Below are 24,087 nucleotides of genomic sequence, written 5' to 3' on the forward strand. Positions count from 1 at the left end.
AATTACATAGAATTTATGAACAAAACTGCACAATCAGTATGGGAAAACTGTCTGTCTTTTATAAAAGACAACATTCAAGACCAAGCCTACAAAACTTGGTTTGAACCAATCAAGTCAGTTGAACTTACCGATAATGCGCTTTATATTCAAGTTCCTAGTAAATTCTTTTACGAATGGCTAGAAGAACACTATGTGAAATTATTAAAAGTCGCCCTAACCAAAGAACTTGGGAAAAACGCAAAGTTACTCTATAAAATCAAAATGGAAAACACTTATGGTAACAAACAACCGTTTACGGAACAGTTACCAAGCGCCAATAGAGTTCCCATGAAACCGCAAGAAGTTGATGCTCCATTAAAAAATTTAAACCCAGAGTTAAGAAATCCATTTGTAATTCCTGGCATTCGTAATTTAAAAATCGAGTCTCAACTAAACGCAAATTACAGTTTTGACAATTTCCTTGAAGGAGATTCTAACAGATTAGCTCGTTCAGCAGGTATGGCTGTCGCCAATAAACCAGGTGGAACTTCTTTTAATCCGCTATTAATCTTTGGAGGTGTTGGATTAGGTAAAACACATTTAGCACACGCTATCGGTGTAGAAATCAAGGACAAATACCCTGAAAAAACAGTTTTATACATTTCAGCTGAAATTTTCACACAACAATATATTGACTCCGTCAAAAAGAACAACCGAAATGATTTTATTCACTTCTATCAATTGATTGATGTGTTGATTATTGACGATGTTCAATTTCTATCTGGAAAAACAGGTACTCAAGATGTATTTTTCCATATATTCAACTATCTACATCAAAACGGAAAACAGGTTATATTAACTTCTGACAAAGCTCCTGTTGACATGCAAGATATCGAACAACGTTTGCTATCTCGTTTCAAATGGGGACTATCAGCTGAATTACACCAACCAGATTACGAAACTAGAATCTCAATCTTAAAAAATATTCTTTATCGTGATGGTGTTGAAATCCCAGAAGATATTATTGAATATGTAGCTCGTAACATCAAATCTAACGTTAGAGAACTTGAAGGTGCTATTATTTCTTTGATTGCTCAATCTTCTTTCAATAAAAAAGAGGTGACGATCGAACTTGCTAAAAGTGTCGTAGAGAAATTTGTGAAAAATGTAAAAAGAGAAATCTCTATTGATTACATTCAAAAAACAGTTTCTGATTATTTCCAATTGGACTTAGAAACCTTACAATCTAAAACTAGAAAAAGACACGTTGTTCAAGCAAGACAATTGGCAATGTTCTTTGCTAAAAAATTCACCAAAGCGTCATTAGCAAATATTGGCTCTCAAATTGGAGACCGTGACCACGCTACTGTGTTGCACGCCTGTAAAACAGTGGATAACTTAGTTGCAACTGACAAACAATTCAAGAAATTTGTTGACGATATTCATAAAAAACTAACACTATAGAGATACTTATGTCTGTGAAAATTTTAATGGTATGTTTAGGAAACATCTGTCGTTCCCCTTTAGCAGAAGGCATTTTAGCCTCTAAACTACCTATAAACAAATTCATAGTTGATTCAGCAGGGACCGGATCTTGGCATATCGGTCATTCTCCAGACAAACGTTCAATTGAAGTCGCAAAGAAAAACAAACTCGACATCTCGAATCAAAAAGGCAGACAATTCAAAATCAAAGATTTTGAAGACTTTGACTATATCTACGTTATGGACAGTTCAAATTACGATGACATTATTGCTTTATCTCAAAATTCAACACACACTTCCAAGGTGCAACTGATTTTGGACGAATTATTCCCTGATGAAAAAGTAGATGTTCCAGACCCTTATTATGGAACAAATAATGGCTTTGATTTAGTTTACAAAATGCTAGATCAAGCTTGTGATATAATTGCTAATAAATTAATATCAGAGCATCCTTAAAAAACAGCTGTAGTTTTTTTTATATAAAAAATATGCCTTTTTTTTGATTGCAACAAATTATTCTTCACCTCTACAAATTCACAAAACTCAAACCTCATTTTTATTTTTTTTGCAAGACAAAACCTTCAAAATATATTGATTACTACTTTTGTCTAGTTTAAATCTATATAAATGTGGTTCTGAACACCTCAACAAAACCGCTATAAATACTCATCAATAATTTATAATCTTAACTTTGCTTTGACCTACTCGTAAGACATACGAATAACATAAAGTCTACTTCTGACACTATGTTTTAAACCAAAAAAGTTTATAAATTAACTATTATGAAAACAACAACATTTCTATTATTATTACTACCATTAAGTTTTAACTTAAATTCCTGCACAAAAGATTCAGCTGAAATAACAGCGCCACCACCAGTTCTAATTACTCCAAAACCAACTCCTGAAGTAACTGACTATAAGTTAATAGCTGTACCCGCCGATGCTGGAACAGGAAAAAAATGGGAATTTCAGACCGACATGTCAGATGATTTTGAATATACTTACGCCACCTCTAGTTCAAAAACTACTTTTGGAGATGGCAAATGGACTAACTTCTACCATAATGCTTGGGATGGTCCAGGATTAACTAAATGGAAACATGAAAATGTCACTATAGTAGACGGTGTTTTAAAACTGATCACAACACGCCTAAGTGGAGAAACCAAGGATTACGATTACGGAGGGGCAACTATTACCGGAAAAGCAACCCGATTAGGTGCAGTAGTATCTAATAAACAAATAGTATATCCTGTATATATTGAAAGTAGAATTAAAATCGCAAATAGCGTAAACACTTCTGGCGCCTGGATGTTAAGTCCTGATGATACACAAGAAATTGATTTCATGGAAGCCTGGGGCGGAAAAGCAGCAAGAAATAATGTGACCGGAGGAAGACTGTTCTCAAAGACTATTCATTTAAGCCACCATGTATTTATTAGGTCCCCGTTTCAAGATTACCAACCAGCAGATGTCACAACTTGGTACACGGATACTAAAGTTGGAGATTGGTCAGATGCCTACCACCGTTATGGAGTTTATTGGAAAAGCCCAACTGAGCTAGAATACTACATCGATGGTGTACTTGTACAATCAACAAACAGTTTAGACACATCAGGTTCAAAGGACGGAATTGACCCTAAAAGCTACACTTCACCAACAAAAGAAACAGCAAGTAGAACTGGTTTAAATAAACCAATGGATATTTTATTCACCATGGAAGACCAAAACTGGAGAGCTGGCATTGGTTGCACCCCTACAGATGAAGAGATAAAAGATACTGACGGTCACACCATGAAAATTGATTGGATCCGTATTTTCAAACCAGTAAATAAATAATTTTAGTTTACACAAACATTAAAAATCCTATTTGAGTAAAACCAAATAGGATTTTTTTTTAGTTAATCCCACATTGCAAATAGTGATTAAATTCCGTTCTTTGCATTTCATTTACAGATAAAACAATAAGCATAATGAAGCCCAATAATAACCTAGGAAAACTCTACTTAATCCCAACTACCATGGGAGACTGTGACCCAATGGATGTTTTACCACAAACTATAAAAAGAGCGATAGACTTAATTGACTATTATATTGTTGAAAACGAAAAGACAGCTCGAAAATCAATCAAAGAAGTACAACCTGAAAAAAAACAATCCGATCTAGTACTTTTTGCATTAAACAAGCATACCGAAACCAAAGAACATTTGGATTTCATAAAACCATTATTAGAAGGTAAAAACATGGGATTAATGAGCGAAGCTGGTTGTCCAGGTGTTGCAGACCCAGGAGCTGTAATTGTAAAAATCGCACATGATAAAGGTATTCAGGTTATCCCATTGGTTGGCCCCTCTTCAATCTTATTAGCTATGATGGCTTCAGGAATGAACGGACAAAGCTTTACTTTTCATGGTTATCTACCCATAGAAAAGGATGAAAAAAAAGCAAGTTTCAAATTATTAGAACGAACTTCATTCGAAAAAAATCAATCGCAAATTTTTATCGAAACACCTTATCGTAACAATAAATTACTGGAAGATTTAATTCAAACCTTGCATCCAGAGACATATTTGTGTATTGCCACAGATATTACTTTACCAACGGAATTCATCAAAACAAAAAAAATTGCCGCTTGGAAAAAGGAAATAATCGATTTACACAAACGACCAACTATTTTCATTATTCATAAAATGTAATTTTGGTTCTATAAATGAGTAAGCTTCCCAATATCAGTACTAGTATTTTTTCGGTTATGTCACAATTATCGGTAGAATACCAAGCAATTAATCTATCGCAAGGTTTTCCTAATTTCCCTGTAGATGACAGACTAATCCAAATTACAGCAAAGCTAGTTCATGAAGATGTACATCAATACACTCCTATGGCTGGCTTTCCGCCGTTATTGAAAAAGATAGCAGACTTAACTCAAAAACAATACAACCGAACAGTCAACCCAATTACGGAAATATTAGTAACAGCTGGAGCAACACAAGGAATTTTTACAGCTATACAAGCCATAACAAAAACAGGAGACGAAGTTATTGTACTCGATCCAAGTTACGATTCCTACGAACCGTCTATTTTATTATCCCAAGGGGTTCCTGTTCGTATTCCACTAAATGATGATTACACCGTCAATTGGAAAGCTGTTCATCAAGCGTGTTCATCAAAAACTAGGATGATTATCATCAATAACCCTCACAACCCTACGGGAAGAATCTTCACCCAAACAGACATTGAGGAATTAGAAAATATTCTAGAACAAAACCCAAACATATTATTACTATCTGATGAAGTATACGAATACATCACTTTTGAGCAGAAACATATTTCAGCAAATACTCGTAAAAAAATACTTTCACGTTCTATAATCGCTTCCTCTTTTGGCAAATCATTTCACATTACAGGCTGGAAAGTTGGCTACCTTATTGCTCCAGAAAATCTGATGCACGAAATCAAAAAAGTACATCAATTTTTAGTTTTCAGCGTGAATAGTCTTTCTCAGGCTGCTATTAGTCAATATTTAGATGTAGTTGATTTAGATCAAATTGCTTCTTTTTACCAAAAAAAGCGTGATTATTTCAGAAGACTTCTTGCCCCTAGCCGATTCAAATTACTCCCTTGCGAAGGCAGTTACTTTCAAGTGGTCTCTTATGCCGCTATTTCAGATGAAAACGATGTGGATTTTTGCAAGCGACTCGTTAGCGAATTTGGCGTTGCTGCCATTCCCAACTCAACTTTCTGCGCCAATGGGAAAGACCTCAAACTCATCCGCTTTTGTTTTGCCAAAACAGATGAAACACTTGAAGCTGCTACCAAAAGATTAATTACTTTATAATTTAACACAAAAATATTTTTACTATGCACGCATAGTAACTTTAAATTCCCTATTTTTACTAAAAAGCTAAGGATATGAATTTTAAAAATAAAATGCTACGTGATGATGCGCTCCAAGGCAAAGTGATTGTAGTTACTGGTGGCGGAAGTGGATTAGGAAAAGCCATGACTCAATATTTCCTAGAATTAGGAGCTAAAGTAGCTATTACTTCCCGTGATTTAGATAAACTAATAAACACTGCATCAGAACTTGAAAGCGCTACTGGTGGGACCTGCTTACCACTACAATGTGACGTAAGGCACTACGAACAGGTAGAGGCAATGCTACAACAAGTACTCAAAGCCTTTGGAAAAGTAGATGTATTACTCAACAATGCAGCAGGAAATTTCATTTCGCCAACCGAAAGATTATCATCCAACGCCTTTGACACCGTCATTGATATTGTCCTTAAAGGAACCAAAAACTGTACATTGGCCTTTGGAAAACATTGGATAGAAAGCAAACAAGAACATTCTACCGTACTTAATATCGTAACTACATATGCATGGACAGGATCAGCTTATGTCGTACCCTCTGCCACTGCCAAAGCAGGTGTTTTAGCAATGACACGTAGTCTAGCTGTAGAATGGGCAAAGTACGGGATTCGTACCAATGCCATCGCACCAGGTCCGTTTCCTACCAAAGGAGCTTGGGATAGATTACTACCAGGTGATTTGGCTGAAAAATTTGACATGGCCAAGAAAGTTCCTTTAAAACGTGTAGGCGATCACCAAGAATTAGCAAATTTGGCTGCTTATCTAGTTTCCGACTTTTCGGCATACATCAATGGTGAAGTTGTCGTGATTGACGGCGGAGAATGGCTAAAAGGTGCTGGACAATTCAACCTACTCGAAGCGATTCCTGAAGAACTTTGGGATCAACTCGAAGCGATGATTAAAGCTAAGAAAAGTAAATAAAAAGAACATTATTTAAATATTTTAAATTCTTCATTAAACCATTAAGATTGAGTAAATTTTTAATTAGCTCAATATTAATGGTAAATTAAAATACTAACTGTTTCACGCCAATACTATAAGAACCAAAATAATAAAACATCATTATAAATGGTCCTTTTTTTATGCGATTTAGTTTTTTCGCTCCTAATCCAGTTCCGAGACTTCGGGACTATAGCCCTCTTTCAAAACGCTTTTTCCACTAGGTCGTTACAGGAGCTTCCTCCAGCCTCTCTATACTTCCCGTAAAAAAACAGCCTTTTTCAGTCGGGGCTGCCGCTACTACCTGGGGCGTTAACCACCTATAGCATCATTCCTCAAGCTTAATCAAACTTATAGAAATACATTCTACCTCCTTGTGTGAGATTCTTTCAGAACGACAAACCGTCCGGCTAAATGATTTTGAAATTACAATTATATTTTGATTTTTGAATTTGATTTTTGATCTTTACAAATAGTCTTTTGAAAAAATCATCTAAAACAGCCCTGATCGTCCCGAAGCGTCGGGAGTATCCTATTGTGAGGCGATAGCCTAAACAATAGATATAGTATAGAGCAGGACGAAACGTACTTATGACTCAAAACGAAATGCTCCAAAAAAAAATCCAACTCACAATGAGATGGATTTCTATAAAATCAGGAGGGACTGCTATAAACCTTAATCTGAAACTTGAACTAAAAACTAAAAACTAAAAATTTAACTACAGCAGTCCCAACCTGTAAGTGAATGATATTTGTATTTAACTTTTTGATGATTCAAAACATCGCCATATTTATTAAATCGACTGCAAAAATACTTTATTCAAACGATTTCGTAAAATTTATTATGACTTTTTTTTATAAAAAAACCAACTTTGGTAAAAAAGTTGGTTTAAGATGATTTTTAAGGAGTTATTAAATAATAATTCTAATTACTTCGCCATTTTTATTGACCATTTCCAATCGAATACTTTGATTTTCATCCTTTTTGCTTAACAATTTAGAAACAGATTCAACATTGGTAGCCTTCACATTATCGATGCTCAAAATAATATTTCCTTTTAGTTCGTCGGTATACTGTGCCAAATTTTCATTGTTGATAGACTTGATTTTCACACCATAATCTAATTTGAATTTCTTTTTGTCGACAGCATCCAGATTCTCCAATTCGATTCCTTTGAATTCAGTAGAGAAGAATTCATTTTTGCTCAAAGTTACGGTTGCTGATTTAGTTCTTCCATCTCTAAGATAAGTAACTAATACTTTATCACTTGGACGTTTAGTATTGATATAACCCGATAAATCGGCAAATGTGGAGATCTTTTGACTGTCTAATTTGACAATAATATCACCTTTTTGCAAACCAGATTTTTCGGCCCCTGAATCTTTGGTCACTTTGTTAATATAAAACCCTTCAGTTTGGTTAACACCCAATTCCTTAGAAGCCATAGCGTTTAACTCGCCACCTTCTACACCTAAAATCCCTCTTTGTACATTACCATATTCCATTATATCTTCAACGATTTTACGAGTAACATTAGACGGAACAGCAAAAGAATACCCAACGTAAGAACCTGTCATTGATGAAATCATAGTATTAATTCCAACCAAGTTTCCTTGTGTATCTACTAATGCACCTCCACTATTTCCGGGGTTCACGGCCGCATCTGTTTGAATAAACGATTGGATTCCGTTATCACCCAAATTTCTAGCTTTGGCAGAAACAATTCCTGCTGTTACTGTTGAGGTCAAATTGTATGGATTCCCCACAGCCAGTACCCACTCGCCTACTTTTACATTATCTGAATCTCCAAAGGAGGTATAAGGTAACTTTTCATTAGCATCAATTTTCAACAATGCAATATCCATTTTAGAATCAGTTCCAATCAGTTTGGCTTTATAGGATTTCTTATTGTTCAATGTGATCTCTATTTCAGAAGCGTCTTTAATTACGTGATTATTGGTTACAATATAACCGTCTTCTGAAATAATTACACCAGATCCTGTTCCGATTTGTTCTTGAGATTGACCTCCTTTGTATCCATAGAAATATTCAAGCATAGGGTTTGAAACCGTTCTACGCGATACGTTTTTTACGTGAACTACTGTGTGGACGGTCTTTTCGGCTGCTTCAGTAAAATCCAACACATTTGCGGACAAACCTACATTTCGATTATAGGAATTATTCATTAAGGTTGTCAATGGTTTTTTATCTAAAGAAAAAGGAGCGTTGCTATCAAAAAATAATTTGTAAGCTCCCAAAGTAGTAGCTCCACTCATCAGTGAAACCAGAAAAAGCTGTGAAATTCTATTCATAATAAGTTAATTTACATTAATTTGTACCGTAAATTTAACACTAAAAGTATTTACTAAATAAAAGTTTAACGCTCTTTAACGCAGCTTAACTTTTCATTAATATTATTGATCATATATTCAATTTATTTCCATTGCATTGAAGTGTTTTTATATTACATCGGTATTATCCCAGAACTCTTTGGATTAAAACATAAATACATTTGGTATAATTTGTACTTTTGTATTGAAAATGAATAAAAAAATGCAAGTAGAATTTTATAAATATCAAGGAACAGGAAACGATTTTGTAATGATTGATAATCGTACGGAAACTTTCCCAAAAGAAAACACCCAACTTATTGCTCATTTATGCGATAGACGCTTTGGAATTGGTGGCGACGGACTCATTTTATTAGAAAACGACCCTGTAACTGATTTTAAAATGGTGTATTACAACTCAGACGGAAACCAGAGTACCATGTGCGGTAATGGTGGTAGATGTTTAGTGGCTTTCGCAAAAAAAATGAAGGTTATTGATAACACTGCAACTTTTAACGCTATTGACGGTTTACACCATGCGAGCGTAAGTCCTGAAGGAATCGTTTCTTTACAGATGATTGACGTAAACCAAATCAACAATACTCCTGATTATTCCTTTTTGAATACGGGTTCTCCACATCATGTGCAATTGGTAGACGACTTAAAAAATTATAATGTAAAAGAAAATGGAGCGGCTTTGCGGTACGGTTCTTTATATGGTCAAGAAGGTAGCAACATCAACTTTGTTACAAAAATAGATAACACAACTTTTTCATTACGAACGTATGAAAGAGGTGTAGAAGATGAAACTTTGGCTTGTGGTACTGGAGCAACTGCTGTAGCAATAGCGATGAACGCCACGGGACAAACAAATGCTACGGCCATCAACATCAATGTGGAAGGTGGAAAACTAGCAGTTTCTTTTGACAAAAAAGACAATCTATATACTAATGTATTTTTAATTGGGCCTGCCAAATTTGTTTTTGGTGGTACTGTGACGATCTAAAAGTCTGAATCTAAAACCTCCCAAATGATCACCTTAAAAGGAAAAAACATTTACCTACGTGCTCTAGAACCAAATGATTTGGAGTTTGTTTATGCGATGGAAAATGACGAAAGTATTTGGGAAGTGAGCAGCACTCAAACACCATACAGTCGTTTTTTAATTCGGCAATACTTAGAAAACGCACAACAAGATATATATGAAGCCAAACAATTGCGTTTAGCTATTTGTCAGGATGAAGATTTCCCCGCTATTGGATTAATTGACCTTTTTGATTTTGACCCAAAAAACAACAAAGCAGGTATTGGAATTGTCCTTCAAGGAGTTAGCCATCGGAAAAAAAACATTGGTTCGGAAGCATTAGCCCTTTTAATAAACTATTCTTTTCATCACCTTAATTTGCATCAATTGTATGCAAATATTAGTGAAGAAAACGAACCAAGTAAAGCTCTTTTTACTAAATTTGGCTTTGAATGTATTGGAATTAAAAAAGACTGGAATCTTATAAATGGAGTTTATAAAGACGAAGGAATGTATCAATTAATAAACTCGGACGCCAGCGAACTGACGTAGCAATTTAAATCTCAAATTTTGAACCTAAAGAAAATCATTTCGATCTCCGCTATTGTTATTATCTCAGGATTAATCATATATGGCTTTATTTTAGTACGACAAATTTTTGCAGAAAACACCAAGTTCTCCGAAAATGAAGTTTACATTCATATTCCTACTAATGCCAATTACAAAACTGCAAAAGCAATCATAGCAACCTATGTTGAAAATATGGATCATTTTGAAATGGTCGCAAACAAACGCAACTATCCAGCGAATGTAAAAGCAGGACGTTTTTTGTTTACCAAAGGAATGAATAGTTACGAATTAGTTAAAACATTATTCCTGAATGTCCCCGTAAAATTAGCATTCAACAATCAAGAGAGATTAGAGAATTTTGCTGGAAGAGTAAGCTCTCAAATAGAAGCTGATAGTATCTCGTTACTTAAAACGATTAAAGATTCAGTATTTATGAAAGAAAATGGCTTTAATGAAGAAACCGTTTTTGCGATGTTTATTCCAAACACTTATGAATTCTACTGGAATACCTCAGCGGTAAAGTTTAGAGACAAGATGATAAAGGAATATCGTAAATTTTGGACGGATGAACGTATTGCCAAAGCCAAACAACAAGGCCTTACTCCTGTTGAAGCCACTATCTTAGCCTCTATCGTACATAAAGAATCTGTTAAGAAAGATGAACGTCCTCGTATTGCAGGTGTTTACTTAAACCGATTAAAACTGGGAATGCCACTACAAGCAGATCCAACGGTCATATATGCTATTAAAAAGAATTCAAATGATTTCGACCAAGTAATCAAAAGAGTATTCTACAATGATCTTAGGATGAGCTCTCCTTATAACACTTATGTAAACGTTGGGCTTCCTCCAGGACCAATTGCTATGCCAGACATTACAGCCATGGAAGCGGTACTAAACCCTGAAAAGCATGATTATATCTTTTTCTGCGCTAGTGTCGAACGTTTTGGATACCATGAGTTTGCTGCTACTTTATCTGAGCATAATCAAAATGCAAAGAAATATTCCAATTGGATTAACAGTCAAGGCGTAAAAAGATAGTTTTGAACTGTAAACAAAAACACTTCTGTTTTGTGTTTATAGGAATCATAGCTTTCTCTTCTTATTCACAAAACAGAATTTCAACTTTTCTAAAACCTGCGGATAGCCTCAATATTAAGCGCAAAAATGCGGTCATACTTACAGAAGCTTTGGCGGTAACAACAGCTCTAATAGGTTTGAATCAATTGTGGTATGCCGATTATCCTCGTTCAAAATTCCATTTTATAAACGACAATCAGGAATGGTTGCAAATGGATAAACTCGGCCACAGCTACACTTCCTACCAAATGGGACGAATGGGAGCCGAATTACTAGACTGGAGCGGTGCCACCAAAAAAGAGCAACTGATTTATGGAGCAGGATTGGGTTTTACCTTTTTGACTGCTGTCGAAGTATTGGACGGTTTTTCTAGCGAATGGGGCGCGTCCATGGGAGATGTAATAGCCAATGCCTCCGGAACAGCTTTGTATGTTTCGCAAGAACTATTATGGAAAGAGCAACGTATCATTCCTAAATTTTCCTTTCAAAAAAGTGTTTATGCACAACAGCGTTCTAATGTTTTAGGAAGTACTTTTACAGAACAATTACTAAAAGACTACAATGGCCAAACTTATTGGTTATCAATCAATTTACATTCTTTTGCCAAAAACACCAAAATACCTAAGTGGTTTAACCTAGCTTTTGGACTTGGAGCAGACGGAATGATTACTGGAAACAAAGAAACACCTTACATATTAAGCGACGTAAATAGCATCCAAAAAAGACAATTTTACCTCAGCTTAGACGTTGACCTAACGAAAATAGACACAAAATCGCACTTTTTAAAAACTTTTTTCTCCGTTTTTAACAGCATAAAAATCCCCGCACCTACAATAGAATTAACAGCTAACGAGTCAGTTAGGGTCCATCTCCTCCACTTTTAACTAAGTTTAACAGCTTGATTTTCAGTTTTATAAAAAAAGTTGTATATTTGCACCGTAGAAATTTCAGATGGTGACAGCGTTCTGAAGAAAAACAATTTATGAGAAAGAAATGGTATTTTTATACAAGTTTAGCGATTATTGTAGCTTTTTTAAGCGCAGGTTTTAAACCTCTTAAAATTGATTCTAATCATTGGTTTCTAATAAAAAATCCAGACGGATCTCAGTACTTATATCCGTCACAAGAACAAGAAGATTACACCAATTTGAACATTCCTTTTACAGGGAATTTATTTATCGGTTTCAAGGAAGCAATCGGTTTCAAAGAATCTCAAGGTAAATACAAAAAAATTAATACGTTAGGTTATTTAGGTAAATACCAATTTGGTGTTGAAACCTTAAAAACAATCGGAATTAAGAACAGCCCTCAATTTTTAAGTAGCCCAAAAATGCAAGAAAAGGCATTTGTGGCGCTTTTAGCAAAAAACAAATGGCTTTTACGTGATATTATTGAAAAATATGAAGGCAAAGTAGTTGCTGGAATTCAGGTAACAGAATCAGGAATACTTGCTGCGGCCCATTTAGGTGGTGCTGGGTCAGTTAAAAAATTCTTTAGAAGTAATGGTACTCGATACCTTAGAGATGCTTATGGAACTTCTGTTAGAAGTTACATGAAAGCTTTTGGAGGTTATGACACTTCTTTTATTGTTGCCGATAACAATGCAGTTGTTAGTTTGAACTAGACTTACAGACTACAAAATATAAAAAATGCGATGTATCCTTAAAGGAAACATCGCATTTTTTTTCATCCTACTAATACATATTATTTCTCTTGTAGTAAAGATTCTAATATTACAATCGCAGTTTCACCAATCGCAGTTCCTGGACCAAAAACTGCAAAAACGCCAGCTTCAATCAAAAATTCATAATCTTGAGGAGGTACTACTCCACCAACAACGACTTGAATTTCGCTTTTAGCTTTTTCTCCAAGAGCATTTATTACTTGTGGTACTAATGTCTTATGACCTGCAGTCATCGATGACATTCCCAAAACATGTACTTCATGTGCTATCGCTTGTTGCGCAACTTCAAGGGGAGTTTGAAAAAGCGGACTAATAAAAACCTCAAAACCCAAATCAGCATAAGCGCTTGCTACTACTTTTGCACCACGATCATGACCATCTTGCCCCATTTTGGCAATCATAATTCTAGGAGCTACACCTTTGGTTTCTGTAAATTTCTGCACTAATTTTTTTGCTTTTTCAAAAGCTGGATTATCTTGAATATTCTGTGCGTAAACGCCCGTTATCGATTTTACTTTGGCTACATAACGACCATATACTTTTTCAAGAGCCAAACTAATTTCACCCAAAGTTGCTCTATTTCTAGCTGCTTCAATACTTAATTCCAAAAGATTGCCTTGCTGACTTTGCGCACAACGAGTAATCTTACCTAAAGATTCTTGTACTAGAACAACATTTCTAGTTGCTTTCAAGACTTCTAGTTGCTCCAACTGCTGACACAAGACTTTATGATTGTCTATATCACGAATTAATAACCTTTCTTCTTTTTCTAAACGGTATTTATTGACTCCTATAATGGTTTCTTGATTGTTATCAATCTTTGCTTGTTTTCGTGCAGAAGCTTCTTCGATACGTAGTTTCGGAATACCAGTTTCGATTGCTTTTGTCATTCCACCCAACATTTCTACCTCTTCAATCAATTTCCAAGCTTTTTGGGCGAGTTCATTGGTCAAACTTTCTACGTAGTAACTTCCACCCCAGGGATCAACCGTTTTTGTGATTTTGGTTTCTTCTCTCAAGTACAATTGCGTATTTCTAGCTATTCGAGCCGAAAAATTGGTTGGTAAAGCAATCGCTTCGTCTAAGGCATTGGTATGTAAAGATTGAGTTCCTCCAAAAATAGCTGCTGCTGCTTCGATACAAGTTCTTGCCACATTATTAAAAGGATCTTGCTCTGTTAAACTCCATCCGCTCGTTTGGCAATGCGTGCGCAACACCATCGACTTTGGATTTTGAGGTTCAAATTGTTTAACCAACTTAGCCCACAACATACGAGCGGCACGTAATTTAGCAACTTCCATAAAATGATTCATTCCAATTGCCCAGAAAAAGGACAAATTGGGTGCAAAATCATCAATTTTCATTCCGGTTGCCAATCCTGTTCGAATATACTCCAATCCATCAGCTAATGTATAGGCTAGCTCAATATCAGCCGTCGCTCCGGCTTCTTGCATGTGATAGCCCGAAATGGAAATAGAATGAAACTTCGGCATTTTGTTATGCGTATATTGAAAAATATCGGATACAATTTTCATCGAAGCTTTTGGTGGGTAGATATAGGTATTGCGCACCATAAACTCCTTCAAAATATCATTTTGGATTGTTCCTAATAATTGTTCAGGACTAATTCCTTGTTCTTCGGCGGCAACTATATAAAAAGCCATAATGGGTAAAACAGCACCATTCATAGTCATAGAAACTGATATTTCATCCAAAGGAATTCCATCGAACAATCGTTTCATATCATCAACTGAGTCGATGGCTACTCCTGCTTTGCCAACATCTCCTGTTACTCGTTCATGATCGGAATCATAACCTCTGTGAGTAGGTAGATCAAAGGCTATTGATAATCCTTTTTGACCAGCTGCTAGATTTTTTTTATAGAATTCATTGCTTTCTTCGGCTGTAGAAAAACCAGCATATTGTCGAATGGTCCAAGGTTTGGATACATACATGGTAGAATAAGGCCCACGCAAATAAGGCGGAAAACCGGCTCCAAAATCTAAATGCTCCAAATTAGCGACATCATTTTCTGAGTAACTGGCAGCAATAGCAATTCCTTCCGAAGTCACAAAAGGAGCCTTCGAATATGCTACTTCAACTTTTAAGGTTGAATCACTAAGTGTAATATGTTGAATGTCTTTTCTTCTCATACCAAAAACAGATTAAATCAAAGGTTCACCCCGTCTAATTCAAAGGTATTCCTTTTAAAAGTTTAAATCAAATTCTACTATTTAATTTTGTATTTATCCCATTCAAAACCCTTTTACACTCTAAGATTAATATCAATTTGTAGTGATGTCTTATTTTGCATATTCATACATAATAACAAAGTCCAAGCTTAATTACATCTATATTATTTTAAAAACAGAAATATTAGTACTTGGAGTTTTGTGTTGCTATTTATTGTTTGATATTACTTCTCGATGTGTGTATATTTGCCTTTGCTGGTTCTGGATTCCCAATACTATCAGTTGGCGTCCCTGTTGAAATTTGTTGCTTAATATTACTTCTCGATGTGTGTATATTTGCCTTTGCTGGTTCTGGATTCCCAATACTATCAGTTGGCGTCCCTGTTGAAATTTGTTGCTTAATATTACTTCTCGATGTGTGTATATTTGCCTTTGCTGGTTCTGGATTCCCAATACTATCAGTTGGCGTTCCAGTTGAAATTTGTTGCTTAATATTACTTCTCGATGTGTGTATATTTGCCTTTGCTGGTTCTGGATTCCCAATACTATCAGTTGGCGTTCCAGTTGAAATTTGTTGCTTAATATTACTTCTCGATGTGTGTATATTTTCCTTTGCTGGTTCTGAATTCCCAATACTATCAGTTGGCGTCCCTGTTGAAATTTGTTGCTTAATATTACTTCTCGATGTGTGTATATTTACCTTTGCTGGTTCTGGATTCCCAATACTATCAGTTGGCGTTCCAGTTGAAATTTGTTGCTTAATATTACTTCTCGAAGTGTGTATATTTGCCTTTGCTGGTTCTGGATTCCCAATACTATCAGTTGGCGTTCCAGTTGAAATTTGTTGCTTAATATTACTTCTCGAAGTGTGTATATTTGCCTTTGCTGGTTCTGGATTGGGATTTAAAACAAATACAAGTCCAACTCCAATATTTATCGCTTTTAATGCATCTAGATCTATAGTTGAAGCGGCATAAGTTGCGGACTCTAGTTGTTTTAAATCATAAATTCCTTTTTGTGGTTTTCCATTAGGAATTAAAGTACTTGTAACTGTTTTTCCTTTTGGTCCAATACTATAACCCGTATTTAACACAACCCCAATTTGCCTTGAAAACATATACATTACGTTCAGGTTAGGCTCAATACTAAATCCTTTTAAATTGGTTCTAGGCTGTTCAAATAATGTATATTCACTTATATTATTGTCAGCATCAACATTCTTTTGCACAGCAACAATTGCATTTTGTGTAAAAGACAAATAACCAATATTAATGCCAGTTGACACTAACAATTTATTATGGATTTTGAATTGTATTTCTGGACCAGTAGAGAAATTTACTTTTTCAATACCAGTTGATTCTTCCGTTAATCCCACTGAACTTACAGAGAAATTATTGATTTCGAATGAATCTGGGGTTTCAAATTGAAAATTACTATTCGAAAAACCATATTGAGCCTTTACATTAAGCGCCAGATTTATATGTTTACCCCTTAGTATTGGCAAAGTAACCGTAGTAGTAAAATCTGAAGTGTTTTGAGAATATAAATTTTGTTTGTATTCATTATTGATTCTTCCTTGACCAATCACAAATGCAATTTTCACTTTATCATCTAGGTGACTTGCCAAATATTTATTTGATCTATTTGCAACTAAAATCGGTGTGTTTTCTACTTTACTAAATGGTATTAAATACTTTTCCTTATTACTTATCGATGTTTTAGAAATTGTTTCTTGATAAGCAACGACCTTTTCTTGTACACTTGTTTCACTATTATTCTGAGCATAATTCAGATTGGTAATAAACACAACCGATGCAATAACTATTTTTTTTGAGATAAATATAATTTTCATGATAGTTCCTTTTATATATCTATATCAATAAAGATTATAATTTGTTACCCGTTGGTAAATTCACTAATCATTATTGAACCAACTGGTTCCTGTTATGCATTTAAGAAAGTTAACAGATACAAAACAACATTACCTCTTTGTCCACGATTACTTCACCTAACATTTATTTTTAATCAGTGTTCAGTGAACTTCATTTGAAGGGGAATCCTTGTGGGGGCTTTGGTTTTTCCTCCATAAGATTGTAACGGAAAGCGGAAAACAATATTCACCAAAAACAAAGAATGTTCTACTTCTAAAAAAAAGAATTACTCGGTCGCCAAACGATCTTGATCCAATTGATCTGCCAAACGTTTCTCAATGATGGGCGTGATTAGTGTTTTGCGAGGATTTATTTTGACAAAAGGAAATAACTCTAATTCGGCTTTCATTAAATCTTCTCGGCTGGCGTGTTTGGTAGTACCTATCAGTGGATCTGCCTTAGTGTCAAACAAGTGTTGCTCTTTGTCGGCACTGATTTGGATTTTATTTTTGATTACGCCTTCATTTAGTAATTTTAAAAAACCACCTCTAGTTTCCATTTCCTTGAAAAGCGCAAGGGCTTTATCTGCCAATTGTTGTGTCAAACTTTCGATATAATAACTACCGTCGGCTGGATTATTTACTTTGTCGAGATGGCTTTCTTCTTTTAAAACCAGTAATTGGTTACGGGAAATTCTATCTCCAAATTCGTTGTCTTTATGGTAAACGGAGTCGTAAGGAAGATTGGCAACACTATCTGCTCCGCCAAGGATTGCCGACATACATTCGGTCGTGGTACGCAACATATTTACATTGTACCCGTAAATGCTCTTATTGCGTTTGGTAGGCGTAACTAGTATATGACAATCGTGATTATAGTTGTATTCTGTAGCCAAGGCTTTGAATAAAATTCGAAAAGCACGCAATTTGGCGATCTCAAAAAAGTAATTAGTTCCTACGGAAATTTCGAATACAATTTTGGAATCTATTTTTGGAATTCTATTGAAATATTCGTTGACATGCCCTAAACCATACGCCAGCTGTTGCACCATATTAGCTCCTGCATTTTGGTACAAACTCATATCAATACTCAAAAATGCATTTTTCGAACTAATTTTTGAAATCGTATTTAAGCTATCAAAATTGGTTTTATCTGGAGTTGAAAACCAGTTTCCATCTTTGGCTAATTGCCCAATTGGATCTACATTATAATAAAGGGTTGCATTTCTGTCTTGAACAATAGTTTCAATTCTTTGAATACAATTGATAGAGAAAAAACTAAAATTAAAATAGAGAACCAAACCCTCAAGCGGCAAACTACTGAGTAGTTTATCAAAATCAATAGTTTCATTTTCAATTGTAAATCGTAAACTTTCAGCTCCACGATTTAAGGTATCTAAGGCTCTTTCAATAGATTTATCTACATCGTAAACAAAGATATTTTGGCAAATTGAAAAAGTCGAAGCGTTGGTCGTAAGAGAATATTTCCTTGCTAATTCATCACTATGATAAAAAGGCTTTACTTTGATATCTTCGGGTGAATTCCATATCATAGTATCATTATAATCCGCACCATCTAATTCAAATTGGATTTTTTGTTTCCATAACTTGGAAGAAACTGGATCAAATTCATCAAATAGTGGAGTTGTCATGACTTTTTGTTTACAATTAAAACCGTATTGGAGTTAAGCAATTTAATACTAAAATCTATTTAGGTTATTTTTTTGAAATAGTATCCCCTTCAAACTCGATGATATAAATATCTTCACTGTCTTTTTTCATAAAGTATTTTTCACGGGCATACTTCTCGATTTGCTCAGAATTTTGAAGCATTTTGATTTGCTTTTCATCTTTCGTAATTTCTTCTTGATAATAGGTTTTATTTTCTTCTAATTCATCAACTTGATTATCTAAAATTCGATGATCAAAAAAGGAATAATTATCCAAGAAAAACATCCACCCAATAAAGAACAAGAGCACCCACATGTACTTATTACTCAGGAATTTAAACCAAGATTTATCTTTATAAGGATTAGCCATTATGAGAATAGTATAAAAATTAATGATTTTATTTAAATAAGCCCGACATTGAAGTGACTTCAAAAACCAGTAAAATACTTTTAGTGGTTATAAAATTACAATAAATTAAAGCAATTTTTGATTTATTAAGGCACGAACTACCTCAATAGCTACGCTGTTAGGTTTGTCATTTGGAATAATAATGTCTGCAAAAGCCTTGGTTGGCTCGATAAACTCCTGATGCATTGGTTTTAGTGTAGTTTGATAGCGGTTCAAAACTTCATTCATATCTCTACCTCGCTCAGAAATATCTCTTTTCAATCTTCTAATTAATCGCTCATCCGCATCCGCATGAACAAATATTTTTACATCAAATAAATCCCGTAATTCTGGATTAGTAAAAATCAAAATCCCTTCAACAATGAATACTTTTCTTGGGTGTGTAATTATATACTCTTCAGTTCTATTATGAGTCACAAAAGAATATATGGGCTGACGAATGGTTTTCCCTGACTTTAAATCCTTTAAATGACGAATCAAAAGTTCAAAATCTATGGCTCTAGGATGATCAAAATTAATCGCAGTACGCTCTTCGTAACTCAAAAGACGGGTGTCATTGTAATATGAGTCTTGTGAAAGGACACCGACTTCTGTTTCTGGTAATTCATTTACAATCTGATGTACAACGGTAGTTTTCCCGCTTCCTGTACCTCCTGCAATACCTATAATTAGCATAGATTATTTTTTATTAGTAAGACTGACAAAAATAAGGATTTAATTGGGAGTGATTTTTGTTTTCTGATTAAATAAATCAATATGTAAGTTAATACGTGTTTTAAAGTTAGGGAATAACTACAACACTCTATTAACCTGAACCACTCTTTTAGAATAATAACTTTCCTTTATAGAGGAGATAATAACACCTGAATTAGAAGCATGAATAAACTTAACATCACCATCCCCTACTTCTACCACCATTCCAACATGATTAATCTGACTTCTCCCTCTTGTTTTAAAGAAAATTAAATCTCCTTTTTGAGCTTTACCCACCTCTAAAACTAAACCATACTGTGATTGTTCCAATGAAGTTCTTGGTAATTGCAAATCATAAGTACCAAAAGTAGTGCACATTAATCCTGAACAATCAAAACCATCTTTTGTAGTACCTCCTATACGGTAGCGAGTACCAATATTTTCAGAAGCAGTAAAAATAAGTTGATCTACAAATGCTTCATCATGTATTGATTTCGACTCTAAATCTTCTTCAACAATGACCAATTCTTGTTTAATTTCTACAGTAGGATTTATCACTTTCGGTTTTCTAATACTTAATAATGAACCAACCTTAAGTTGTTTTGACACCTTCGGATTTTGTCTCTCTAATTCTTTTACAGTAATTCCAAATTCTTTAGCAATACCATATTTAGTTTCCTTAGACAACACTTTATGCGTTAACTCTACCTCCTCAATCTTATTCACACCAACAGCAGGTTTTATTACAACCTCTTTATCTGTATTTACAACAACTTTTTTGAGATCCAAATTTTCAACTTTTGAAACCACTTGACCTTTAATACTATTGTCTAATTCCAAAACTGGAATAATGATTTTTTGACCGATCTTTAATGCTTCTGATTCCAAGATTGGATTGGCTTTATCTAAATCTGCTACCGTGATTCCATGTTCTCTTGCTATCGCATATTTTGTTTCTTTAGGCAAAACTTCATGTACGATTGTAATTGATTCATGAGAAACATTTTCAATCGTTACAATTGAAGTTTCAACCTTATCGGTTTCCGCATTTGTTTTTAATACAATATCATTACTTTCAACAACTATTGCTGATTGTTCTACTGTTTCAGGAATATATTTCTTAACCGGAATAATAATTTTCTGCCCACTTTTCAATTCCTCAGTTTGTAAAATTGGATTAGCATTATCCAAAAGAGTAACAGAAATCCCGTGTTCTTTGGCTATATTATATTTAGTCTGTTTGGGTAAAACTTCGTAATCAATTCCTTCGGCAATCACTTTTTCGGTAGTAGCCTCCAATTTTGAATTTGCTTTATTGGATTTAGAACCACCAAAAATACTTATTTTTTGTCCTATTTTAAGCCCTAACTCTACTATGGTTGGATTGGATTTGTATAAATCATCAACCGTAACACCATATTCTTTTGAAATACCATAAACGGTTTCTTTTGCCAAAACCTCGTGAAAAATCTCTTGGGGTGTAATTGGAGTTGCTACAGGAATGATCAACTTAGCATTGAATTTTATCCCTTTTTTGGCCGTAGGATTGAGTTCGTAAATATCCTTAGCTTTTATATTATACAAATCGGCAATCTTAGAAATAGTTTCTCCTTTAGAAACGATATGTTCAGTAGTTTTTTGCTGAGAAAAAGCTGTAAAACAAAACAATAAAACCGTAACTAATAAATAACTATAACCCTTCATACAATTCATTATTATTTTTTAAACCAGAGATAAGTACAAGACCAAAAAAAATCGTTTTAAATAAAACTTTAGCTTATTATTTATACTTCCCCAGAAAATATAAATTAACACTATTTTCAGAGCGTAAAATTAACCCATTCCTGCAAATATCGCACTTTTTTTAACAACTCTTTACACGCAATTTAACAAAATCTGTAATAAAAAAAGCGCCCTATTCACACAGAGCGCTTTAGAAATATAAATTAAAATGGATTATGCTTCAGCAGCAATTAAATTCAAAGCTGAACCAGCAACATACCAACCAATTTGTCCTGCGTTGTAAGTATGATTTGCTAATATTATATCTTTTGTTCCATCAGCATGAACAAATTCAACTGATAATGCTTTTCCAGGTGCGAAGTCAACTAAATCTAAAAAGTTAATGGTATCATCTTCTTGGATTTTATCATAATCAGATTCAGTTGCAAAGGTCAACCCAAGAAGTCCTTGTTTTTTAAGGTTTGTTTCATGGATACGAGCAAATGATTTTACCAATACCGCTTTAACACCTAAGAAACGAGGCTCCATTGCAGCATGCTCACGAGAAGAACCTTCCCCGTAATTATGATCTCCAACTACTACAGAAGGAACACCAGCTGCTTTGTACGCACGAGCTACAGCAGGAACGGCATCATATTCACCAGTTAATTGATTTTTAACCGAATTTGTTTTTTGAGTGTATGCATTTACAGCACCAATCAACATATTATTTGAAATATTATCTAAATGTCCACGGAAACGCAACCACGGCCCTGCCATAGAAATATGATCAGTCGTACATTTACCATATGCTTTAACAAGCAATTTAGCTCCTGTTATATTTTTACCATCCCATGCATCAAAAGGAGCTAACAATTGCAAACGATCTGACGTTTCGCTCACTACAATTTGAACACCCGAGCCATCAGCTGCAGGTTCTTGAAAACCATTATCCTCAACATCGAATCCTCTTTTTGGCAATTCATCACCAAAAGGAGCCGTTAATTTCACTTCTTCCCCCTTGTCGTTTAACAAAGTATCCGTTAGTGGATTAAAATCCAATCTTCCAGCAATTGCTAAAGCCGCAACCATTTCAGGCGAAGTCACAAAAGCGTGTGTATTTGGGTTACCATCGGCTCTTTTAGAGAAATTACGATTGAATGAATGTACAATTGTATTTTTCTCCTGTTTATCAGCACCATCTCTATCCCATTGCCCGATACATGGCCCACAAGCATTTGTAAATACTTTAGTTCCCAATTTTTCAAAAGCAGCAATCATACCGTCTCTTTCGATAGTGTAACGAATTTGCTCAGAACCTGGGTTAACACCAAATTCAGCTTTAGGAGTAATACCGTGTTCTACAGCTTGATTCACGATTGATACAGCACGAGCCATATCTTCGTAAGAAGAGTTGGTACATGAACCTATTAATCCCCACTCTACTTTTATTGGCCATCCATTAGCTTTCGCCTCGGCTTTCATTTTAGAAACTGGAGTACCTCTGTCTGGAGTAAAAGGCCCATTAATATGTGGCTCTAATTCTGATAGATTAATTTCAATCACTTGATCAAAATATTGTTCTGGATTAGCATACACTTCGTTATCACCAGTTAAGTAAGACGCTACTTTATCAGCTGCATCTACCACATCTTGACGACCAGTTGCTGCCAGATATCTTCTCATAGAATCATCGTAACCAAATGTAGAAGTTGTAGCACCAATTTCAGCACCCATATTACATATTGTACCTTTACCAGTACAAGACATATTGGTAGCCCCTTCACCAAAATACTCCACAATAGCACCTGTCCCACCTTTTACAGTAAGAATATCAGCTACTTTCAAAATAACATCTTTTGGAGCCGTCCAACCAGATAGTTTTCCAGTTAACTTCACTCCTATTAATTTAGGGAATTTCAACTCCCACCCCATTCCTGACATTACATCAACAGCATCAGCTCCACCAACACCAATTGCTAACATCCCTAACCCACCTGCATTTACAGTATGTGAATCAGTACCAATCATCATTCCACCTGGAAAAGCATAATTCTCCAAAACGATTTGATGAATAATCCCTGATCCAGGTTTCCAGAAACCAATACCGTATTTATCTGAAACAGATGATAAGAAATCAAAAACTTCGCTTGATTGTTTTTTCGCAAATGCTAAATCTTTTTCAGCACCTACTTTCGCTAAAATCAAGTGATCACAATGTACTGTAGTTGGAACAGCAACCGTTTTCTTCCCAGCGTGCATAAATTGCAATAAAGCCATTTGTGCTGTTGCGTCTTGACATGCCACTCTATCCGGAGCAAAATCGACATAATCAACACCTTTTTTGTAAGCTTCTTTTGCTACACCCTCCCATAGGTGGCTATACAAAATCTTCTCCGTTAAAGTAAGTGGACGACCAACAATCTTACGTGCAGCATCAACACGACTTGTCATGTTGTCATACACTTTTTTTATCATTTCAATATCAAATGCCATAGGTGAAGTTATTTATATTATTGTATGTTAGATACCACAAGGTACAAAAAATAAAAAAAGCCTGAGTCTTAG

19 protein-coding genes are annotated in these 24,087 nt (G+C 34.9%); 11 read left to right on the forward strand and 8 right to left on the reverse strand.

Annotated features, from left to right (window positions below; genetic code table 11):
- The first annotated feature begins 15 nt into the window (after positions 1–15).
- The 6 genes from dnaA (at position 16) to ABZP37_RS00030 (ending at position 6,256) form a co-directional block, all read left to right on the forward strand.
- Positions 16–1,443, forward strand: coding sequence for a chromosomal replication initiator protein DnaA (gene dnaA / locus ABZP37_RS00005; RefSeq protein ID WP_366184600.1), 1,428 nt, complete (start codon positions 16–18; stop codon positions 1,441–1,443).
- A gap of 8 nt (positions 1,444–1,451) precedes the next feature.
- Positions 1,452–1,919: a low molecular weight protein-tyrosine-phosphatase gene (locus ABZP37_RS00010; RefSeq protein ID WP_366184602.1), complete on the forward strand. Its 468-nt coding sequence runs from the start codon at positions 1,452–1,454 to the stop codon at positions 1,917–1,919.
- A 326-nt stretch (positions 1,920–2,245) separates the two neighbouring features.
- Complete coding sequence (locus tag ABZP37_RS00015) at positions 2,246–3,301, forward strand: beta-agarase (protein ID WP_366184603.1); 1,056 nt, start codon at positions 2,246–2,248, stop codon at positions 3,299–3,301.
- Between the two features lie 134 nt (positions 3,302–3,435).
- Entirely contained in the window at positions 3,436–4,158 is a 723-nt protein-coding gene (locus tag ABZP37_RS00020; RefSeq protein WP_366184605.1) for an SAM-dependent methyltransferase, read from the forward strand.
- Positions 4,159–4,172: 14 nt separating this feature from the next.
- Positions 4,173–5,300, forward strand: coding sequence for a methionine aminotransferase (locus tag ABZP37_RS00025; RefSeq protein WP_366184607.1), 1,128 nt, complete (start codon positions 4,173–4,175; stop codon positions 5,298–5,300).
- A 74-nt stretch (positions 5,301–5,374) separates the two neighbouring features.
- Positions 5,375–6,256, forward strand: coding sequence for an SDR family oxidoreductase (locus ABZP37_RS00030; protein ID WP_366184609.1), 882 nt, complete (start codon positions 5,375–5,377; stop codon positions 6,254–6,256).
- Between the two features lie 930 nt (positions 6,257–7,186).
- Here ABZP37_RS00030 and ABZP37_RS00035 read toward each other — a convergent pair.
- Entirely contained in the window at positions 7,187–8,587 is a 1,401-nt protein-coding gene (locus ABZP37_RS00035; protein ID WP_366184611.1) for a Do family serine endopeptidase, read from the reverse strand.
- A 241-nt stretch (positions 8,588–8,828) separates the two neighbouring features.
- Between ABZP37_RS00035 and dapF the strand changes: the two genes are divergently transcribed.
- The 5 genes from dapF (at position 8,829) to ABZP37_RS00060 (ending at position 12,903) form a co-directional block, all read left to right on the forward strand.
- Positions 8,829–9,611 carry a diaminopimelate epimerase gene (gene dapF, locus ABZP37_RS00040; protein WP_366184613.1) on the forward strand — a complete coding sequence of 261 codons (783 nt, stop codon included), beginning with the start codon at positions 8,829–8,831 and terminating at the stop codon, positions 9,609–9,611.
- Positions 9,612–9,635: 24 nt separating this feature from the next.
- Positions 9,636–10,181 carry a GNAT family protein gene (locus ABZP37_RS00045; protein ID WP_366184614.1) on the forward strand — a complete coding sequence of 182 codons (546 nt, stop codon included), beginning with the start codon at positions 9,636–9,638 and terminating at the stop codon, positions 10,179–10,181.
- A gap of 18 nt (positions 10,182–10,199) precedes the next feature.
- Complete coding sequence (gene mltG, locus ABZP37_RS00050; RefSeq protein ID WP_366184616.1) at positions 10,200–11,240, forward strand: endolytic transglycosylase MltG; 1,041 nt, start codon at positions 10,200–10,202, stop codon at positions 11,238–11,240.
- A gap of 32 nt (positions 11,241–11,272) precedes the next feature.
- Entirely contained in the window at positions 11,273–12,163 is an 891-nt protein-coding gene (locus ABZP37_RS00055; RefSeq protein WP_366184618.1) for a DUF2279 domain-containing protein, read from the forward strand.
- A 98-nt stretch (positions 12,164–12,261) separates the two neighbouring features.
- Entirely contained in the window at positions 12,262–12,903 is a 642-nt protein-coding gene (locus ABZP37_RS00060; RefSeq protein ID WP_366184620.1) for a peptidoglycan-binding protein LysM, read from the forward strand.
- Between the two features lie 80 nt (positions 12,904–12,983).
- Here the strand turns inward: ABZP37_RS00060 and scpA are convergent, their stop codons facing one another.
- From scpA to ABZP37_RS00095, 7 genes are all read right to left on the reverse strand, one after another.
- Positions 12,984–15,116 (reverse strand): methylmalonyl-CoA mutase, encoded by a 2,133-nt coding sequence (gene scpA / locus ABZP37_RS00065; protein WP_366184622.1) that lies wholly within the window; start codon positions 15,114–15,116, stop codon positions 12,984–12,986.
- Between the two features lie 250 nt (positions 15,117–15,366).
- Positions 15,367–17,007, reverse strand: a complete 1,641-nt coding sequence (locus ABZP37_RS00070; protein WP_366184624.1) for a hypothetical protein — start codon at positions 17,005–17,007, stop codon at positions 15,367–15,369.
- Between the two features lie 305 nt (positions 17,008–17,312).
- Entirely contained in the window at positions 17,313–18,677 is a 1,365-nt protein-coding gene (locus ABZP37_RS00075) for a methylmalonyl-CoA mutase subunit beta (RefSeq protein WP_366184626.1), read from the reverse strand.
- 64 nt (positions 18,678–18,741) lie between these two features.
- Positions 18,742–19,065 (reverse strand): septum formation initiator family protein, encoded by a 324-nt coding sequence (locus ABZP37_RS00080; RefSeq protein WP_366184628.1) that lies wholly within the window; start codon positions 19,063–19,065, stop codon positions 18,742–18,744.
- Between the two features lie 105 nt (positions 19,066–19,170).
- Complete coding sequence (gene udk / locus ABZP37_RS00085) at positions 19,171–19,779, reverse strand: uridine kinase (RefSeq protein ID WP_366184629.1); 609 nt, start codon at positions 19,777–19,779, stop codon at positions 19,171–19,173.
- Between the two features lie 117 nt (positions 19,780–19,896).
- The gene (locus tag ABZP37_RS00090; RefSeq protein ID WP_366184631.1) at positions 19,897–21,501 is read right to left on the reverse strand and encodes a LysM peptidoglycan-binding domain-containing protein; all 1,605 of its coding nucleotides are present in this window, start codon (positions 21,499–21,501) and stop codon (positions 19,897–19,899) included.
- 252 nt (positions 21,502–21,753) lie between these two features.
- Complete coding sequence (locus ABZP37_RS00095) at positions 21,754–24,015, reverse strand: aconitate hydratase (RefSeq protein WP_366184633.1); 2,262 nt, start codon at positions 24,013–24,015, stop codon at positions 21,754–21,756.
- Between the last annotated feature and the right edge of the window lie 72 nt (positions 24,016–24,087).

Source organism: Flavobacterium ovatum, from assembly GCF_040703125.1.
In the GTDB taxonomy this organism is placed as follows: Bacteria; Bacteroidota; Bacteroidia; order Flavobacteriales; family Flavobacteriaceae; genus Flavobacterium; species Flavobacterium ovatum.

Bases quoted from the DNA above. Each gene is read 5' to 3' on its own strand.
- ABZP37_RS00020 (WP_366184605.1), top strand. From the start codon at position 3,436: ATGAAGCCCAATAATAACCTAGGAAAACTCTACTTAATCCCAACTACC.
- ABZP37_RS00015 (WP_366184603.1), top strand. From the start codon at position 2,246: ATGAAAACAACAACATTTCTATTATTATTACTACCATTAAGTTTTAAC.
- ABZP37_RS00035 (WP_366184611.1), bottom strand. From the start codon at position 8,587: ATGAATAGAATTTCACAGCTTTTTCTGGTTTCACTGATGAGTGGAGCT.
- ABZP37_RS00045 (WP_366184614.1), top strand. From the start codon at position 9,636: ATGATCACCTTAAAAGGAAAAAACATTTACCTACGTGCTCTAGAACCA.
- dapF (WP_366184613.1), top strand. From the start codon at position 8,829: ATGCAAGTAGAATTTTATAAATATCAAGGAACAGGAAACGATTTTGTA.
- scpA (WP_366184622.1), bottom strand. From the start codon at position 15,116: ATGAGAAGAAAAGACATTCAACATATTACACTTAGTGATTCAACCTTA.
- ABZP37_RS00030 (WP_366184609.1), top strand. From the start codon at position 5,375: ATGAATTTTAAAAATAAAATGCTACGTGATGATGCGCTCCAAGGCAAA.
- ABZP37_RS00075 (WP_366184626.1), bottom strand. From the start codon at position 18,677: ATGACAACTCCACTATTTGATGAATTTGATCCAGTTTCTTCCAAGTTA.
- ABZP37_RS00070 (WP_366184624.1), bottom strand. From the start codon at position 17,007: ATGAAAATTATATTTATCTCAAAAAAAATAGTTATTGCATCGGTTGTG.
- udk (WP_366184629.1), bottom strand. From the start codon at position 19,779: ATGCTAATTATAGGTATTGCAGGAGGTACAGGAAGCGGGAAAACTACC.
- ABZP37_RS00060 (WP_366184620.1), top strand. From the start codon at position 12,262: ATGAGAAAGAAATGGTATTTTTATACAAGTTTAGCGATTATTGTAGCT.
- ABZP37_RS00010 (WP_366184602.1), top strand. From the start codon at position 1,452: ATGTCTGTGAAAATTTTAATGGTATGTTTAGGAAACATCTGTCGTTCC.
- ABZP37_RS00095 (WP_366184633.1), bottom strand. From the start codon at position 24,015: ATGGCATTTGATATTGAAATGATAAAAAAAGTGTATGACAACATGACA.
- ABZP37_RS00025 (WP_366184607.1), top strand. From the start codon at position 4,173: ATGAGTAAGCTTCCCAATATCAGTACTAGTATTTTTTCGGTTATGTCA.
- ABZP37_RS00080 (WP_366184628.1), bottom strand. From the start codon at position 19,065: ATGGCTAATCCTTATAAAGATAAATCTTGGTTTAAATTCCTGAGTAAT.
- ABZP37_RS00090 (WP_366184631.1), bottom strand. From the start codon at position 21,501: ATGAAGGGTTATAGTTATTTATTAGTTACGGTTTTATTGTTTTGTTTT.
- dnaA (WP_366184600.1), top strand. From the start codon at position 16: ATGAACAAAACTGCACAATCAGTATGGGAAAACTGTCTGTCTTTTATA.